At 62.1% G+C, this 17,593-nt stretch carries 19 protein-coding genes; 5 read left to right on the top strand and 14 right to left on the bottom strand.

Annotation, left to right across the window (positions count from 1 at the left end):
- Positions 1 to 2 precede the first annotated feature (2 nt).
- The 6 genes from atzF to A0W34_RS07685 all read right to left on the bottom strand — a co-directional run bounded on the left by atzF (position 3) and on the right by A0W34_RS07685 (position 6,194).
- On the bottom strand, positions 3 to 1,712 hold the full coding sequence (gene atzF / locus A0W34_RS07660) for an allophanate hydrolase (RefSeq protein WP_047268859.1): 1,710 nt from the start codon (positions 1,710 to 1,712) through the stop codon (positions 3 to 5).
- 17 nt (positions 1,713 to 1,729) lie between these two features.
- Positions 1,730 to 2,431, bottom strand: a complete 702-nt coding sequence (locus A0W34_RS07665) for a GntR family transcriptional regulator (RefSeq protein WP_019744458.1) — start codon at positions 2,429 to 2,431, stop codon at positions 1,730 to 1,732.
- Between the two features lie 76 nt (positions 2,432 to 2,507).
- The gene (locus A0W34_RS07670; RefSeq protein ID WP_047268860.1) at positions 2,508 to 3,041 is read right to left on the bottom strand and encodes a carboxymuconolactone decarboxylase family protein; all 534 of its coding nucleotides are present in this window, start codon (positions 3,039 to 3,041) and stop codon (positions 2,508 to 2,510) included.
- A complete protein-coding gene (locus tag A0W34_RS07675; protein WP_054186871.1) occupies positions 3,038 to 3,844 on the bottom strand; it encodes an SDR family NAD(P)-dependent oxidoreductase in 807 nt (268 codons plus the stop codon). The genes A0W34_RS07670 and A0W34_RS07675 overlap by 4 nt, the downstream gene beginning before the upstream one ends.
- Positions 3,845 to 3,941: 97 nt before the next feature.
- On the bottom strand, positions 3,942 to 5,195 hold the full coding sequence (locus A0W34_RS07680) for an MFS transporter (RefSeq protein WP_047268862.1): 1,254 nt from the start codon (positions 5,193 to 5,195) through the stop codon (positions 3,942 to 3,944).
- Between the two features lie 9 nt (positions 5,196 to 5,204).
- Positions 5,205 to 6,194, bottom strand: coding sequence for an LLM class flavin-dependent oxidoreductase (locus A0W34_RS07685; protein WP_039973481.1), 990 nt, complete (start codon positions 6,192 to 6,194; stop codon positions 5,205 to 5,207).
- A 227-nt stretch (positions 6,195 to 6,421) separates the two neighbouring features.
- Between A0W34_RS07685 and A0W34_RS07690 the strand changes: the two genes are divergently transcribed.
- From A0W34_RS07690 to A0W34_RS07700, 3 genes are read left to right on the top strand one after another with little or no spacing between them, the layout of a single operon-like run.
- The gene (locus A0W34_RS07690; RefSeq protein WP_058227456.1) at positions 6,422 to 7,051 is read left to right on the top strand and encodes a SipW-dependent-type signal peptide-containing protein; all 630 of its coding nucleotides are present in this window, start codon (positions 6,422 to 6,424) and stop codon (positions 7,049 to 7,051) included.
- A gap of 7 nt (positions 7,052 to 7,058) precedes the next feature.
- Positions 7,059 to 7,676 carry a hypothetical protein gene (locus tag A0W34_RS07695; protein WP_232330006.1) on the top strand — a complete coding sequence of 206 codons (618 nt, stop codon included), beginning with the start codon at positions 7,059 to 7,061 and terminating at the stop codon, positions 7,674 to 7,676.
- A gap of 10 nt (positions 7,677 to 7,686) precedes the next feature.
- A complete protein-coding gene (locus A0W34_RS07700; protein WP_058227458.1) occupies positions 7,687 to 8,295 on the top strand; it encodes a signal peptidase I in 609 nt (202 codons plus the stop codon).
- A 565-nt stretch (positions 8,296 to 8,860) separates the two neighbouring features.
- On the opposite strand, the gene A0W34_RS07705 is transcribed toward A0W34_RS07700, so the two are convergent.
- The 8 genes from A0W34_RS07705 to urtA form a co-directional block, all read right to left on the bottom strand.
- Positions 8,861 to 9,142 carry a hypothetical protein gene (locus A0W34_RS07705; protein WP_143173038.1) on the bottom strand — a complete coding sequence of 94 codons (282 nt, stop codon included), beginning with the start codon at positions 9,140 to 9,142 and terminating at the stop codon, positions 8,861 to 8,863.
- 45 nt (positions 9,143 to 9,187) lie between these two features.
- Complete coding sequence (locus tag A0W34_RS07710) at positions 9,188 to 9,550, bottom strand: hypothetical protein (protein ID WP_081557546.1); 363 nt, start codon at positions 9,548 to 9,550, stop codon at positions 9,188 to 9,190.
- Positions 9,551 to 9,755: 205 nt separating this feature from the next.
- A complete protein-coding gene (locus A0W34_RS07715; RefSeq protein WP_020906727.1) occupies positions 9,756 to 10,445 on the bottom strand; it encodes a GntR family transcriptional regulator in 690 nt (229 codons plus the stop codon).
- Position 10,446: 1 nt separating this feature from the next.
- Entirely contained in the window at positions 10,447 to 11,139 is a 693-nt protein-coding gene (urtE, locus tag A0W34_RS07720) for an urea ABC transporter ATP-binding subunit UrtE (protein WP_003941544.1), read from the bottom strand.
- 3 nt (positions 11,140 to 11,142) lie between these two features.
- Positions 11,143 to 11,979, bottom strand: a complete 837-nt coding sequence (urtD, locus tag A0W34_RS07725; RefSeq protein WP_047268867.1) for an urea ABC transporter ATP-binding protein UrtD — start codon at positions 11,977 to 11,979, stop codon at positions 11,143 to 11,145.
- A complete protein-coding gene (gene urtC, locus A0W34_RS07730; RefSeq protein WP_047268868.1) occupies positions 11,976 to 13,082 on the bottom strand; it encodes an urea ABC transporter permease subunit UrtC in 1,107 nt (368 codons plus the stop codon). The genes urtD and urtC overlap by 4 nt, the downstream gene beginning before the upstream one ends.
- Entirely contained in the window at positions 13,079 to 13,963 is an 885-nt protein-coding gene (gene urtB / locus A0W34_RS07735; protein WP_003941514.1) for an urea ABC transporter permease subunit UrtB, read from the bottom strand. The genes urtC and urtB overlap by 4 nt, the downstream gene beginning before the upstream one ends.
- A 54-nt stretch (positions 13,964 to 14,017) precedes the next feature.
- A complete protein-coding gene (gene urtA / locus A0W34_RS07740; protein ID WP_007735391.1) occupies positions 14,018 to 15,274 on the bottom strand; it encodes an urea ABC transporter substrate-binding protein in 1,257 nt (418 codons plus the stop codon).
- 267 nt (positions 15,275 to 15,541) lie between these two features.
- On the opposite strand from urtA, the gene A0W34_RS07745 reads away from it, so the two are divergent.
- The gene (locus A0W34_RS07745; protein ID WP_003941474.1) at positions 15,542 to 16,282 is read left to right on the top strand and encodes a TetR/AcrR family transcriptional regulator; all 741 of its coding nucleotides are present in this window, start codon (positions 15,542 to 15,544) and stop codon (positions 16,280 to 16,282) included.
- Between the two features lie 126 nt (positions 16,283 to 16,408).
- Positions 16,409 to 17,593: an ABC transporter substrate-binding protein gene (locus tag A0W34_RS07750; protein WP_042452925.1), complete on the top strand. Its 1,185-nt coding sequence runs from the start codon at positions 16,409 to 16,411 to the stop codon at positions 17,591 to 17,593.

A 17,593-nucleotide genomic window follows, 5' to 3' on the forward strand; every position in this document is an offset into this window, starting at 1 on the left:
TGTCAGCGAGAGAGGTACGCGGCCCAACCGCCGTAGTCGGTGATGTCAGCTGCGCCGTTTACGGCGTCATGAGTGCAGCTGAAACCGACTGTCGTTCTGCCGTCGGATAACTCGACGCTCGTGAGCGCCATCGGTGCAGGCAAGGCGGCGAGGAATGTTCCCAGCCCGGCCGGTGAGATTCGGAAGATCTCGCCGACGACCGGTGCGCCGAGTCCAGGGCCACGGCGTACCAGGCCGGGCTTCGGTGGCGTCGTGTCGAGAGCGAAGAGCCGGTAGGCATCCGAGGTCGTGACGGTTTCGACGTACCGCGCGCCGAGGTCGACCAACTGTGTGTTGAGGGGTTGCCCGCGCAGGTGAGCGCCGAATACTGCGAGATCGATTCCGGTATCGACGAGGGTGGGTGAAGGCACACCGCCGAGTCGCGCAGCGAGGTCGATGGCGATCTGGTCGTCGAAAGCGGGTACGACGAACATGACGCCGAACGGGTGATCTTCGGCGGTGCGGTGTCCGGGCGCCGCGACGGCCGCCATGTCGAGCAGGTTGCAGAAGTTGGTGAAAGTTCCCATCCGGCGGTTGATTCCGAACGGATCCTCGGTCACGGCAGCGATGGTCGGATGTTCGGTGGTGGTGGGAAGCAGTAGGGCGTCGAACCCGGCGAGGAGTTCCCGGGCGGCAGCCTTGGCGTGGGTGAGAGCGTCGAGATCGTCGACTAGCTGGTATCCGGTGGGGTGCTTCGCGCCGAGCACGATGTCGGACACCGCGGGATCTGCTCCGGCAGGACGAGTTTCGAGGAACTCGCCGGCAGCGGCGTACCGCTGCGCCACCACGGCGCCGTCGTAGAGCAATCGGGCCGCGTCGAGCAGCCCGGAGATGTCGACGGTCTCGGTCTCGGCGCCGCCGGCTACCAGAGCTGTCACAGTGTCCTGAAATGCTGCTGTATACGACGGGCTCAGTTGAGCGAGATCCTCGATTCGGGGGACGGCGACGCGGGGATTCGGCGCCGCCGCGAGACGAACGTCGGAAGGCCAGACGCGGCTGCGGGGATCCCGAGGTTCGTGGCCGATCATGATTGCCGCTGCCGCGGTTGCCGATTCGAGGTCGTCGGCAAATACCGTCAGAGCGTCGTAGTCGACGCAGGCGGGCAATACTCCGTGGGCGGGGATGACGCCGAGCGAGAGCTTGAGTCCGTAGATCCCGTGGAACGCTGCCGGCACCCGGCCCGAACCGGCAGTGTCGGTGCCGATTCCGATGTCTGCAATTTCCAGCGCGACAGCGACGGCGGATCCGGAGCTACTACCGCCCGAGATCAACTCTTCGTCCCAGGCGCAGCGAACGGCTCCGTACGGACTGCGCGTTCCGACCAGTCCGGTGGCGAACTGGTCCAGATTGGTCTTCCCCAGAACAACAGCCCCGTGCTCGATCAACCGCGCAACGGCACTGGCGGTTTCGTCCGGCGAATACGCGAATTCGGGGCACGCCGCTGTGGTCGGCAGACCGGCGACGTCGACGTTGTCCTTGACGGCGACCAGACGCCCAGCCAGAGGAAGATGCTCGCCCGCGGCGATTCTGGCTTCGACCGAAGCGGCATCGGCAAGCACATCTTCCTTGCGGCGCAACGTGATCCAGACTTCGGGGCGATCTACTTCCTCGATCCGCTGGAATGCCTGCTCGACCCGGGCTGTCGGGGTGAAAACTTCTGCTGCGATGGTCATGGTGTGTACTGCTCCGATCAGTCCGTGATGTTGGCGAGTGAGAGCGCGGTGATCGCGCGGGTCACCCGGTCGAGGACGACGTCGAGAGACTCGCCGATGTGCTGGTGCAAAAGCGTGCGGGCCTCGGGCAGATTGCCGGCACGTAGTTCTTCGAGGATTCGAATGTGCTCCGCGATCGAGGTGTCGATGCGGCCGTTGACCATGAAGTCGTACATCCGAACGTGCCGGATACGGGAATTCACCGACAGCAGCGACGCGACCAGTTCATTGTTTCCCGACGCCCTCAGTACGGCGACGTGGAATTCCTCGTCCAGTTCGACGAACCCCGGTTCCTGAGCGGGCGGATCGAGAGCCAGGGCACGCCACCGCACCAATTCGTCGTCGAGGATTGTTCGGTCGTGCCGGATCGTCGGATCTGCGATCGCCCGGGTAATTCCCTGTAGTTCCAGAGTGATTCGGAGTTCATACAGATCTCGGATCCGCGGGATACTCGGGCGCACGGCGGAGAACCCGTACTCTTCCCGGCGCAGGAGTCCATCGGCGCACAGCATCGTCAACGCTTCCCGTACTGGTGTGCGAGAAATGCCGAAACGCGTGGAGAGTTTCGGTTCCGTCAGGCGCTGATCGAACCCGATAGTCCCGTTGACCAGTTCGGTGCGTAGTTCCCGGTAGACCACCTCACGCAGTGGCTCCGGCGCCGTATTCATCCCTGTCGACATACCTGTATACGCTATTGATCAGGTGTTTCGTCCAGATGTCTTCGGGTTAGAGCTGAGTTACGGCCGCCGCGGAACTTCAGGAGAAGTCGCGCTGAACCCGCAAGGTTCCGATCGTGGTGGCCAGGCCGTCGTACTGAGTGACCAACAAGGTGAATTCGATCAACCGACGATCGTCGAGATGCTGCGAGAGCGTTCCCCACGTGTTGTCGGTGACGTCCTTGGTGGTGACCAACTCGTCGACCGCAGTCAAGATCGCACGGTGACGCGGACTCAACTCGGAAGCGCCAGGGCCCTCGATGATTCGGGCCAGTTCTTCTGCGTCGATTCCGGCTTTGCGGCCGAGCCTGATGTGGTGATCCATCTCGTAACCGCAGTCCCGCAGGTGCGCGACCCGCAGGATGATCAGTTCGGTGTCGTGGCGAGAGATCTTGCCGCCGGGCATGAGTGAGCCGGAGTAGTGCAGCCAACCGCGGAAGAGTCCACCCGTGCGCCCCAAGGTGCTGAACAGATGCGCATCGGGTGCTCCGGCAGCCTTCGACAGGACACGCCAGATTCCCCAGTTGATCGGACCGAGGTCCTTGAATCGGCCGGGCGGGATGCGGGGGTTCATGCGACTCCACGGATGTGAGAGGGACGGAGGTCTATAGCTCGTTGCGCGATGTGGCGAACCGCGGCGCTGCGGCGGGGCGCGTGTACGCGTGACTTCCGGCCGACGATACCGCGCTCGAACGCGTCGACGGCGTCAGCGACGGTCGTGGTGCCGACGCTGGCGAGGGTTCCGCGTGCTCCGTCGAACGACAGTGCGGTGGTATCGGTGTCGATGTCGCCGATATACGCGACGCCCACCTTGGTGCCGAGGTGTTTCATTTCCAAGCGCAACGCGTCACCCAAGGCTTCGACGCCGGCGCGCGAAGCACCGAACGGTCCGCGAAACGGATGCTTGGCGGCGCCGTGAGCCGAGGCGACCACCAGGGCGTAACCGTTTTCGTGACTGATGTGCGGACCGGCTGCGCGCAGGGTGTAGTACGTGCCCATGAGATTGACTTCGACGGCGCGGCGCATGTCCGCAGGGTCGCCGCCGAGGATCGACGAGTTCGCCTCGACACCGGCATTGGCGACGACGACGTCGATGCCTCCCAGCTTCTCAGCGATGTAGTCGACGCCGCGAGATACCTGCTCGAGGTCGGCGACGTCGCACAACTGCCACGGCGCGCGGCCGCAGGAAGTGGCGACTTGCTCGAGAAGTTCCGGCTCGAGGCCGAGCAGTCCCACGGACGCACCACGGTCGTACAGGCGTCTGGCCAGCGAAGAACCGATATTGCGGGCAGCGCCGGTGATCAGGATGCGCCGACCCGTCAGATCGTCGCCACTGCTCTTGGCCGATTCGGCCTTGCCCGCCTCGCTCTTGCCCATGTGCTGTGTCCCTACGCAGTTACCTTCTGGTCCTCCGACGCTAACACCGCCGGGTAGCTGCGACTGCAAGTACCGCCAACTCCGTCCGAACGGGTGTTCAGACCGATGCGGCTTCGAGACGCGGATGTGACGAGGAAGCCTGGGTCGACCGCAATCGACGGAATCGGACCACGGCAACGACGGCGGCAACAGCGGCGAGGATCACCAACGGCAGTGACGGACCCATCGTGGGTTCGATGACAACCAGTAGCACCGGCAGTCCGAATCCGAGATAGGTGCCGACGTAGAAGATCCCGGTCAAAGCGCCCCGCGAGGCCGGGGGAGCCAGCGACTCGAGGTCGAGCAGTCCCTCACGCAGACACAGTCCGTAGGCCGTACCGAGGACGAGCGCGCAGACGATGAACAACCCGAGCGCGGGGTGTGCGCCGCCGACGGCGACCAGGCAGTATCCGAGCGCCGCCAGTGCGGCGCCGACCGTGCCGGCCTGAGGACCCCAATTGCGATGGCGCGCAGCGGTTTGAACCAAGATTCCAGCACCCAGAGTCAGCGCCGCCGCGAAACCCGGAAGGAGAGGGCCGGAGTAGCGGTCTCCGAGCCTGGCCGTCATGGTCACAAAAGAGGCTGTTGCGCTGGCGAACACCCACGGCGCCAACGGAAGTGCCCAGAGCAGCGCATTTGCGACGGAGCGCTCCGCGCCGTCTGGCGCATTTGCGACGGAGCGCTCCGCGCCGTCTGGCGCATTTGCGACGGAGCGCTCCGCGCCGTCTGGGACAGGTGTGATGGTCGCGGCTTCTACGGAAACAGGTGTACGACTCCACACAGCTGCCGCGGTAACCGAACCCACCGACAAGAAGGCCGAGACGACAAAGGGCGTAGCGAGTGGGAAGGCGGCAAATTGTGCCAACAGACCCGAAAACAGTGGTCCCAGTGCGAAACCCGAGGTGAGTACTACGCCCGCCATCACGGTTCCGGACTTGCCGCGAAGGTCAGCCGCCCACGCGGTACCGGCGCCGATTGCCAGACCGGCACCGATACCGACAACGAGGCGCCCGACCATGAGCCCGGGCGCGTCGTGCCAGAGAAGAAGAATCAAGGTTCCGAGCGAGGCTATGAGCGCTCCGGGCAGGACGACTACAGCTCGGCCGACGCGATCCGACAGTGCTCCACCGGTCAACAGGCCGGGTAGAAGTCCGAGCGCGTAGATACCGAAAACACCGTCGAGCACGGTATGCGAAAGGCCCTCGTCCACCCGGAGAACCGGGATGAGCGAAGCAAAGTGGTTGGCGGCCCAACCCGTCGAAAGTAGAACTGCCAGTACCGAGATGAACCCGCGACGGGATGGATCGCCCATACCGGCAGCTTAGGCGGGTACCAGATCGCTCACGTCGGCGAGGAGTTCGAACGTGCGCAACCAAGCCTCGCGGTTGGTGCCGGTCGACACCGTGATCAGCTCGTCGGCCTGTGCATGCTCGGTGAACTCGTCGAGGTAGGCGCGGACCTCCGTGGGCGTGCCGATGGCGCTGTACTTGGTCATCTGCAGAACCTGCTGACCCGCGGGGGAGTCGAGCAGCATGTCCGCTTCGTCGTCCGTGAACTTGCGTCCGCGTCCGAGAAGAAGGCTGACGCGCGAACGCTTGGCCGCGAGGAAGTCCTGCTGAGCCTGCTCATGGGTGTCGGCGGCGATGACGTTGACGCCCGCGATGACGTACGGCTCCGCCAACTGCTCCGACGGTTTGAACTCGCGTCGATAGATCGCGACGGCGTCGCGCAGGGCGTTGGGGGCGAAGTGCGAGGCAAATGCATACGGCAGGCCGAGCATCGCGGCGAGCTTGGCTCCGAACAGTGACGATCCGAGAATGTAGAGCGGAACGTGAGTGCCCTTACCGGGAACGGCATTGATTCCGGGGACGCGCGAAGTGTCGCCGAGGTAGCCCTGAAGCTCGAGTACGTCCTGCGGGAAGCTGTCCGAAGAACTCGGGTCGCGTCGCAAAGCCTGCATGGTCTTCTGATCACTACCGGGCGCGCGACCGAGACCGAGATCGATGCGACCCGGGTGCAGAGTCTCGAGGGTGCCGAACTGCTCGGCGATCGTCAGCGGCGCGTGGTTGGGCAGCATGATTCCACCGGCGCCGAGGCGGATTTTGCTGGTGTGCGCGGCGACGTGGCTGATCAGAACGCTGGTGGCCGAAGACGCGATGGAACCCATGTTGTGGTGCTCGGCGTACCAGATTCGCTTGTAGCCCCACTCCTCGGCACGCTGCGCCAAGGTCACGCTGGCGTCGAAGCTGTCTTTGGCGGTTTCGTTGTCGCCGATGTGGGCGAGATCGAGGATGGAAAGTGGGACGGCCATGAATGTGGTGCCTTTCTCAGCGAATAGAACGCAAACGTCGTTGGAAGGTGCAACCATCTGGCCGGCTTTCCTATTTCCGCCTGGTCAGCGCCCACGAATGGTGGCGAGGCGGACAAGGCGTGAAGTTCTTGTCTCGATTTCGGTCATTTCGGATATTTCGGATGAAATTGGGGGCTAGATTTCCCGAATCGGAGGTTCTTTCGCATTCCAAGTGAATCGAGACCAGCATGGCCACTGATCGGAAGGCTGTAAACAAGCGCAAAGTACGTGCGTTACTTGCCGGAGGACTTGTCCTCGGTATCGGCGCCGCTGTCACCTTGGCGGCGTGGACAGACAATGTTTTCGGCGACGCGCAGTTCAAGACGGGAAGTTGGAATCTCCAGGGCAGTTTCGACGGACTGACGACCTGGGGTGAGTATCAAGTGGACGCTTCCGCCGGCCACTTCCAATTCAGCACGGGATTCAACACACTCGCACCCGGAACGACGGTATATGCGCCGGTAGCGCTTCGGATCGGTCCCACGGCCAGCACTTCCGGCGCGACGGTACAACTACTCGGTGCGACGGGCGGTGATGCCGATCTCAAACCCGCCCTGCGGTACTCGGTGTATCGAGGTGTCTCCTCCACGGCCTGCACGGCGGCGGGAATTGGAGCAGGAACAGCATGGGTGGGCACGACAGCTAGTCCGGTGGCCTTGACGGCAGGTTCGGGTTCGGATGTCACCTTGCTAGGCACGGGCGTGCCGGTGGAACTGTGCTTCGCGGTCACGCTGCCTGCCGGAGTCGACCCTTCGATCGTGTCGGGCAAGGACACCGGGCGCTTGCTCTGGCAGTTCACCGGCCAGTCCACCCCCTGACGCCTGCGTGGTCACACGGCGAATGCGTCAGGTGTACGCACTGGCGGCCTCGGGACTCGTCCTGGGTATCGGTGCAACCACCGTGGCGGCCAGTTGGGTGGACAGCACGATGGGCGATGCATCGTTTCGCACCGGAACATTCGGAATCGAGTCGAACGTCGGCGGTGGATGGTCGTCGCATTCATCCAGTGCCCCTGGCGTTTTCACGTACACGCCCTCGGTGCTCCTGATTCGCCCCGGTGCGTTCTCGTATGGCCCGATATCTCTTCGAACAGTGCCGGTCTCGCCGGCAGCATCCGTCACTCTGCAGGCGGCCACGGTTGCCGGCGACTCAACTCTGGCGTCGGCGCTGCGGTATCGGGTGGTCAAGTCGACGACCTGTGATGCGTCGGCCTTCTCCACGGGAACACCACAATTCGTGGTGGGAAGTGCGACGGTGTTTCCGTCGCTCTCAACTGGTTCCGCAGTCGGGGCCATCGCGCTACCCACCGGTGGAGCGTCCCCGGGCGCCGCGGTGGCGCTGTGCTTCGAGATTTCGCTGCCCGCAACCTCGGCTAATTGGAGCAACTCGGCGCTGACCGGTAAAACGGCAACTCCCACTTGGCAGTTCAGTGCAACACCCTGAAGGAGCTGCAATGCCAACACATGCCCGGGCAACACATGCCCGGACGAAGAAGCGTTCGGTCCCCACGATCATCGGGGACTGCATCCTTCAGGTTCTTGCAGTCGGTGGGGTCATCTGTATCGCTTTGGTGATCTGTGCCTTCGTTTTCGACATCACACTGATCATGTTCAAGACCGGATCGATGTCGCCGACCATTCCAACCGGATCTCTGGCAGTTGTGCGGGAAGTACCGGCAGATTCCGTCGAGGTGGGCGACGTCGTCACCGTCGATCGGGGAGTGTCCGAACTGCCGGTGACCCACCGGGTCGTCTCCGCTCGTACCCAGGACAACGGCATCACGATTCTCGATCTCAAGGGTGATGCCAACGGTTCGGCTGATCCCGCGGTATACGAGGTCACCACGGTCCGAAAGGTGCTCTGGCACGTTCCGGGATTGGCGCGGGTGATCGTCTACTTCTCGAATCCTCTTGTTCTGGGGGCGATCACGCTGACCATGGCCGCTTTGGTGGTCGCGGTATTCTGGCCGCGCAATACCGATGACGACGATGATGCCGACTCGGCCGACCCGAAAACCGAACCCATTCAGGTTCTTCTACCGCCAGACGGCGGTAGACAATGAAGCGTCGCCACCTGTTTTCAGTCATCGTATTGGCAGTTGCGGTTGTTTTGGGCTCTGGTTTCTCGTCTCACCCACTCCTCGGAGAGACAGAAGCGGCGTGGACAGACTCCGAGTACGTTACCGGCCCGATTTCCACCGGTTCATGGACGACGAGTGGGTACGGCAGATCGACGTCGGGCATAGGAACAGCGACCGGCGGATTGATAACTCTCGGAGGAAATCTCGGCGGTTCGCTGGTTGAACATCCGACCGTGCAAACTCAGCTGGCACCGGGCAAGGCCACGGGGACGGTTTCGTTGGCGGACAATTCCGGTGTGCTGCTGGGGCTGCCCGCGCTCAGCCGCACGGGTAGTGCCGTTCAGTGCGCCGCGTATCTCGTAGGAGCATCGGCATCGTCCCCATGTGGGGCGGCTGGGTCGGATGCGGACGCGGAAACTACATCTACATTGGGTTTGCAATTGAATCTGGTTTCGGTACTGGGGATCACGTTGATACCGGCGGACGCCATCACGAGCACGAGCGTCAAGACAAACGCCCGCTGTGCGAGTACTTCTGCTGCTACAGATCAGCCGACGGGAACCGTGAAAGTCGGCGGCGCCACAGTTGCCATCCCGGCAGTGGGCGCAAACGGTTCGGCCACGTCGACGTCGCCGACTAGTGCAACATTCGTGATGGCGAATGTCCCACTGCTCGCGCGGGTAGAAGCGCGCTTCTCGAACATCAAGGTCACCAGTACCCGAGTGGCGTCCAGTTCTGCGCCTTTTGTCGCGTCCTCCACTGTTTCAGTGAGCTTCACAGTTGAGGCCGTAACCATCGCGTTGTCGGTCTTGGGCGAAGGGCTGGTCACAGTGATCCTGGGATCGACGAACATATCCGTCAATCTGTCGGCCGCTCAGTGCGGACTTGATTCTTCACCCCCGGCGACGCCGCTGAGTCTTGCCGCCGGCGGACAGTTGGCTCGAGCCGCGGGGCCGACACAGACAGCACCGGCAACACCGACAGCTGTTCCCGTGACGACCACGCCGACTACGGCAACGACGACTCCTGAACCTACGACTCCTGAACCTACGACGGGTGAACCCACCAAAACATCTGCCCCTGAGGCCACAACGACCAGCGCGGCTGTAACTACCAGTGTGGCTGCAATCACCCCGACAACGACAGCCACACCAATTACGAGCACACCGGCTCCGGCAGATCCAATCGGGACAGCGATCCACGGCCCTGCCGATTCGAGCATCTCCGCCTTCACCACGGATACCGGACTCTCCTGCGAGGTTGCTCCTGATGCGGACTACACGAGCGAAGTTGCAGTCGAATGCTCGGACGGCACAACGGGTACGGTGCCCGGTTCTGTACTCGGCCCGAAGCCAACCGTACCGGGGGAGTACCTCAGGATCCCCCTGACGAGAGACCACGTCACCGAAGTCTTCACCCTGAAGTCAGCGACACGACGCTGATCAGTTCCGCACAGCGTTGGCCATGGCGGCCAACGAGAGGGCCTGCCGAGCGCGGTCGAGGACAACCGCACGAGAGATGTCGATGTGCGACACCAGTGCCTCGTGTGCTTGCGGAATCTTGCCGTCCAGCACCAGTTCGACGACGGAGATATGTTCCTCCACCGTGGCCTTCATACGGTCGGGAGTCAGGTAGTCGAACATCCGCACGGGGCGCAGCTTCGAGTTGACGGCCTGAAGAGCGTCGACCAACGCGTGGTTTCCGGACGAGGCGAGGAGCGCGATGTGGAACTCCTCGTCGAGCGTCACGAAACCGGCGTCCGGTACCGGCATCTGTTTGAGAAATGCGTACCACTTGTCGAGTTCGGAACCGAGCGCGTCTCGATCATGAGCGGGGGCCTCACCGTCGAGTACCCGCCGAAGTCCGTGTACCTCGAGGAGTATGCGCAGCTCGTAGAGGCCACCCAACTCGTCGAGGTGCGGTCGGTACGGAAAGAGGCCGTGTTCGTCGCGCTCGACCAGCCCGTCGGATTCCAACTTCGCGAGCGCTTCGCGCACCGGTGTTCGCGAGACACCGTAGAGATGAGCCAACCGTTCTTCGCCGAGTCGTTCGGATGGCGCGATCTGACCGGACATCAGATCGTTCCGGATCGACCGGTAAACCTGCTCGCGCAGCGGCGGCCGCACACTCATGTCAGATTGCCATCGCTCGACGAACCGCCTCGGTGGACGTGGTGCCGCCCTCACCGGTCGAGGTCACGTGTCCCGCCGCGAGAATGCTGTAATGCTGCGCAGATTGGAGCGCGAAACCGATGTGCTGCTCTACGAGGAGGACACCGAGATCGCCGCGTTCGGTGAGTTCCATGACGGTCCTTTCGATTTCGGCGACCACGTTGGGTTGAATGCCCTCGGTTGGTTCGTCCAGAATGAGGATCTTGGGCTCGGTGATCAGGGCGCGAGCGATGGCAAGCTGTTGTCGCTGCCCACCGGAGAGAAGTCCCGCGCGACGGTCGAGGAGCGTGGTGAGTGCGGGAAACAGATCCAATGCCTCTGCGATGAGTGCCTTTCCGCGTTTGCGCCCGTCGGCGACCACCCGAAGATTCTCGGCAGTTGTCAGTTGTCCGAACGACTGCTGACCCTGGGGTACGTAGGCAAGTCCGCGAGCGACGCGGGCGCTCGGCCGTAGACCGGTGATGTCCTCACCGTTCAGAAGTACCTTTCCCCGTGTAGGTTTGATCAGACCGACGGCGGCGCGCAGCAAGGTGGTTTTACCCGCACCGTTGTGACCCATGACTGCCGCAACTCCGTCGCTGGGAACCAGCAGGGATACGCCGTGGATCACTTCGGTGCGTCCGTAGCCGGCGCGGATGTCGACGAGCTCGAGCATGATTCAGTCCTCCGGGGTCGGTTCGGTGTCGGCGCCGAGATCGGTTCCGGCAGCGGCGGTGCCGAGGTAGACCTCTTGCACCTTGGGGTCGGCTTGGACCTCCGCCACAGTTCCTTCGGCAAGCACTTTCCCAGCGGCGAGCACTGTGACGGACGTGGCGAAGGATCGCATGAAGTCCATGTCGTGCTCGACTACGGCGACGGTTCGCGCACCGCCGATGCGCCGCAGAAGGTTCCCGGTCTCCTCGCGCTCCTCGAGGCTCATGCCTGCGACGGGCTCGTCGAGCAGGAGCACGGAACAGTTCTGTACCAACAACATTCCGATTTCGAGCCACTGCTTCTGTCCGTGCGCCAGAATGCCTGCGGCGGTGTCCCTGAGGTGCTCCAACCCGGTTGTCTCCAGCGCCTCTTCGATCTCGGGAAGCACACCTTTGCGTTTTCTGAGCAGGTTCCACGGTGATCGGCCGGCTCCGGCCGCGATGTCGAGATTCTGCAGCACCGAGAGCTCTTCGAAGACGCTTGCCGTCTGGAAGGTTCGCCCGACGCCGAGGCGGGCGATCTTGTGAACCTTCTTGCCGAGCAGTTGCTCGCCGGACTTCGTGATGGAACCCGTCGCGGGAACGAGTCCGGTGATGGCGTCGACCAACGTTGTCTTTCCAGCCCCGTTCGGGCCGATGAGAAACCTCAGGTCGCCCTGCATGAGGGTCAAGTCGACGCCGTCGACGGCCTTGAAACCGTCGAAGCTGACCGAAAGATTTCGTACTTCGAGGTACTCGGACGACATTCCGGCGTTGCCACCCAGTGCCGGTGTGGGTTCGCTGGTGGCGGTTGTGTTGGTCATGACGACACCTCCACTGGTTCGGGTTGGGAGACCTTGACCGGCGGGTCGGCCGGGGCCTCACGCTTCTTGCGGTGGCGCATCAGGGCGAACAATCCGGCCACACCTGCCGGGAAGAACCCGACCACGACGATGAACATCAACCCTTGTGCGTAGATCCATCCCGAAGGGAGTTTCTCCGAGAATGTCGACTGCGCCCACGCGACGCCGATCGCACCGAGTACCGGACCGAGAAGCGTTGCGCGGCCACCGATCGCGACCCCGATGAGAAAGGCGATTGACGGAACGATCCCGACGTCGGCGGGGGAGATGATGCCCACGATCGGAACGAACAGCGCACCGGCGATACCGGCGAGGAACGCCGCGGTCACGTAGGCGACCAGTTTGATGTTCGCCGGATCGTATCCGAGGAAACGTACTCGCTCCTCTTGATCACGGACGGCGACGAGGAGTTCGCCGTATCGGGAGTTCATCAGCTGGCGAATCAGAGCGACCGATGCGAGAAGAACTCCGGCGGCGATGAAGAACAACATCTGCTTGTTCGCCGGATCGTTGAGGTTGAAACCGAAGAACGTGCGAAAGCGGTTGAGGCCGTTGCTGCCACCGATCGACTGCTGGCCGATCAAGAGGATTGCGAAAGCCGCGGCGAGTGCCTGCGAGAGGATCGCGAAGTACGCGCCCTTGACTCTCCGCTTGAACACACCGAGTCCGAGGAGAAAGGCAACAGCGGCCGGCAGGAAAAGGATGGCGAAGATCGCCACGAATGGCGAGGCGAACGGTTGCCAGTATCCCGGCAGTTCGGTCTTGCCGGCGATGGACATGAAGTCCGGGACCGCGTCACCCTTGAGTTCGGCATCGGCGATCTTGAGGTGCATCGCCATCACGTATGCGCCGATCCCGAAGAACACCCCCTGGCCGAGCGTGAGCATTCCGCCTCTGCCCCAAGCCAAACCGATACCGACAGCGACTATGGCGAAGCACAGGAATTTGGCCAACAGTGACAGCCTGAAGTCCGAGAGCACAGCCGGAGCGACGGCGAACAGCACGATGGCGGCGAGTGCAAAACCGCCCCACACCCGAATTCGGGAATTGTTCAGGATGCTCATACGAGGCTCCTCGTCTTGACTGCGAACAGGCCCTGCGGCCGAACTTGAAGGAAGACGACGATGATGACGAACACGATCACCTTCGCGATCGACGCTGTCGTCGAGTACTCGATGAACGAGTTCAAGATGCCGAGGGCGAAGGCTGCGATCACGGCTCCCTTCATCTGACCGAGACCGCCGACGACAACAACCAGGAAGGCGTCGATCAGATAGGACTGGCCGATGGTCGGGCTGGTGGAACCGATGAGCGTCAACGCGACACCCGCGACGCCGGCGAGCCCGGAACCGAGGAAGAAGGTCGTGATGTCCGTACGACGAGAGGAGATTCCGCTCGTCTCGGCCAGATCGCGATTTTGGACGACGGCCCGGATGCGTCTACCCATCGACGACTGCTTCAGTGCGACCGAAAGTGCGATCACTGCTGCGATCGCCAACACCAGAATGAAGATGCGGGTTTTCGGCACCACGGCGCCGAAAATATCGACCCCGCCCGAAAGCCAGCTCGGCGCCGAAACATTGACTGCCGGCGCGCCGAAGATGTCGCGCGCCAACTGCTGAAGGATCAATCCGACGCCGAATGTCACCAACAGGGTGTCGAGGGGTCGGTGGTACATCCGCGATACCAGGACCACTTCGAGCACAACACCCATCAGTCCGCCGACGACGAAACCGACGAGCAGAGAAATGATCAACGATCCCGTTGCATTCGAGATCACCTGCTGCACTACGTATGCGGTGTACGAGCCGGCCATGATGAACTCGCCGTGTGCCATGTTGATGACACCCATCTGCCCGAACGTGAGAGACAACCCCAACGCTGCCAACAGGAGAATCGATCCGATACTCAAACCCGTGAACAACTGCCCGATCACAACATCCATGACAGACGCTCCACCTCTCTACTCGTCGATTCCGTCAATTCCGCCTTTTGTCGATCAGCTACCGAGCCCCTCAGCCCAGGGGTAGTTCTTCAGGTACGGATCCGGCTCGATCGGCTGTCCCGAATCCCAGACCGTGTAGATCAGTCCGTCGGAACGGATTTCGCCGATCCGGGCAGTCTTGGTGATATGGTGGTTGTCGCCGTCGATGGTGACGAGTCCTTCGGGCGCCTGGAAGGTCACACCGTCGGCGTTGTCCTGAATATCCTTGACCGCAAACGAGTTGGCCTTCTCGACGGTGTTCTTCCAGAGATAGACGGAGGTGTATGCCGCTTCCATCGGATCGGACGTGGGCTTGTCCTGGCCGAACTTTGCCTTGTACGCCGCGACGAACTTCTTGTTCTCGGGGGAGTCGATGGTCTGGTAGTAGTTCCACGCCGTCAGCTGGCCTTCCACGTTCTGGACTCCGATACCACCGACCTCTTCCTCCGCAATGGAGACGGAGACGACGGGCATGTCGGCGGGCTTCAGGCCGACATTTGAGTATTCACGGAAGAACGCAACGTTGGAATCGCCGTTGAGTGTGTTGAACACGGCATCGGCGTCGGCTGTGCGGACCTTGTTCACGATGGTGGAGAAGTCGGTCGAACCCAGAGGCGTGTAATCCTCGCCCTTGATCTCGATGCCGTTCGCTGCCGCGTACGCCTTGATGATGCGGTTGGCGGTCTGAGGGAACACGTAGTCGCTGCCGACCAGATACAGCGACTTGACGCCCTTCTCCTTCAGGTAATCCAGAGCCGGGATGATCTGCTGGTTGGTCGTTGCGCCCGTATAGAAGATGTTCTTCGAATCTTCCAGTCCCTCGTACTGGACCGGGTAGTAGAGCAAAGAGTTGTTGTCCTCGAACACGGGCAGCATGGCCTTGCGGCTCGAGGAGGTCCAGCCACCGAAAACTGCTGCGACGCAATCGCTGCTGATCAGTTTCTCGGCCTTCTCGGCGAACACTGTCGGCTCCGACGCGCCGTCCTCTGCGACGATCTGGATCTTCTTACCCAGTACACCGCCGGAATCGTTGATCTCCTGCACCGCCAACGAGATGGAGTCGCGGACCGTCACTTCACTGATGGCCATGGTGCCCGAGAGTGAATTCAGGGAACCGACCTTGATCGTGTCCCCCGAGGTGTCGACGCACGACGTAGCCGTCGAATCTCCCGATGCGGTGTCTGTTGCCTTGCTTCCGCAGCCGGTGAGAACCAAGCCCAGCGCGGCGAGAGCGGCCGGCGCGGCAAGGGTGCGCTTCGAGAAGGTTCGCATGTACGGGCCTTTCGTGTCGATGGCTCTGGCAGACAATGGCTCTGACAGATCTGTATCCGGAGTGCGTATACAACGCTGTATTCGTCGAGTGCACAGAGTAGGTGGAAGTTGTTGCGGTGGAATGACTGTCGGTGACAAGTGTGTGTCCGGTGTTTCGATTGGGTGTCCAGGACCTCACACCGCAGGTCAGCGAGGGTGCGGTGTTAGCATCGACGAGAAATTGATCAAGCACTCGCTTGACGATCGGAACGTCGGAAGGATCTTCTCGTGCGCTCGACCCGACGGGACGAAATACTCGCTCATGCGGCCAAGCTGTTCAGTGAGCGGGGGATCGCCGCGACGACGGTGCGAGACATCGCCGACGAAGTCGGGATCCTCTCCGGCAGCCTCTATCACTACTTCGACTCCAAGGATGCGATAGCCAACGAGATCGTCGTCCGGTTCCTCGAAGATCTCAACGTCCGGTACGAGGACTCGATCGAACCGGAAGGTTCGGCTCGAAATCGCCTGGCCACGATGGTGTCGGTCTCTTTTGCCTCGGCGGTGGATCACCCGTATGCCACGGAGGTCTATCAGGGAGAAGCCATACTTTCGTCGCAACCGGCGGACGCGCCCATCACCATCCTGGTTCAGAAGGCACACAGCTACTGGCGATCGGCTATCGCTCGCGGAATTGCCGACGCGGAGTTTCGGGAAGACATCGATCCCGAACAGTTTCACCGTCTCCTGCGTGAATCCGTCTGGTCCACCGTCGCGCAGTATCGCCCGCAGCTTTCCGAATTGGCCGAAGATCTGCAGCGCAATCTGATTTCGGTTTTCCTGGACGGCTTTGCCGCACGTTCCGTCGACGGCGAGCCGGTGGCACGCATTGCGCGGCGCACGGCGAAGAAGGAAGCGCAGACCGAATCTCCCGACTCGGACCTTGCCGAACTCCGCTCTGATGTCGACGAATTGAAGTCCGTCATTCGCGAACTCAGCTCGTCGATCCGGCAGCTGCAGAAGCCGTAACACCGCATTTCCTGCGCGTGTAGTTCGGATTTTGACTATCAGTGTGACCCAGTGCATACTTCTGTCCACACTCGTAAATCAAGCGCTTGTTTGATTTACCAAGCACAGTTAGGACGGGAGTTCGATGTGAGACTCGGAAAGGCGATCGCCGTCTGCGCGGCAGTGGTCCTCGGGGCGAGCGCGTGCGCATCTGCCGGTGTCATTCCCGAAGACACCATCGTCATCGGTTTGGACGAGGACTCCACCGGGCCCGGTGCGTCGTACAGCACGATCGCCGGCAAGACGGTGCGGATGACCGTCGACCTGATCAACCAGGCGGGCGGAATCAACGGTAAGCAAGTCGAATTGGTTGTCGAGAACGACGAGAGCAGTCCCACCAAGACCCCGTCGATCATTCGGAAGTTGGTCGATCACGGGTCCAGTGCGGTCATCCTCGCCACGGGCAGCGGGTCGGTGCTGCAGGCCAAGTCGATTCTCCAGCAGTCGAAGATTCCTGCGATAGCTCCGGTCGTTCTCAGCGACGCCTTTGCCTCCGCGCCCGACAACGACTTCTCGTTCATGATTCCGAACTCGTTGAAGCAGTACGCCCAGGTGTACTGCGGGGCTTTCGAGAAGATGGGGTACAAGTCCCTGGGAATTCTCGGTGACGCGAGTGCGTCCATCGACGGAATCATCAAGACCCTGCGGCCGGCGCTCGAGAAGTGCGCGAGAGTGACGGGCGTCGAAAAGGCGCCGGTCGATGCCGCGGACATCACCGCACAGGTCTCACGTCTCGCGGAAACCGAACCGGACGCGATTCTGGTCGCCAGTATCGGCGGGCACTTCGAAATCCTCGCGCACAACACCTTGTCGAAGGTCACCCCGCAGACGCAACGCTTCTCACTCGCTTCCATCGGAAACCAGCCCGCATCTTGGGCTTTGGCGGACCCGAAGGCGTTGAGCGGCATGGTGTACATGGGCTCGCTTAGTGAGAACAACCCGAGAACCGCCGAACTGCGTCGCAAGGTGCAGGCGGTCAAGGGGCCCGATTATCAACTGACCGCCTACGACGCACAGGCGTACGACGCCGTCATGATGTTGGCCGAGGCCATCGAGATTGCCGGCGATCACCGAGATCGGACGGCCGTTCGTGATGCTCTTCAACAGGTTTCGGCACTTCCCGCCAGCTTCGGCCAGGACGGACTGACACTGTCGTTCTCCTCGCAGGATCACCTTGCTCCGGACAGCCTCTGCGGACTGGTGCTCGTCGAATTCGGTGAGGACAACAAACCGGCCCATCCGTGGGATTCCTACCAACCCCCGTGCGGATAA

It is taken from the genome of Rhodococcus sp. BH4 (assembly GCF_002079265.1).
Taxonomy (GTDB): domain Bacteria; phylum Actinomycetota; class Actinomycetes; order Mycobacteriales; family Mycobacteriaceae; genus Rhodococcus_F; species Rhodococcus_F qingshengii.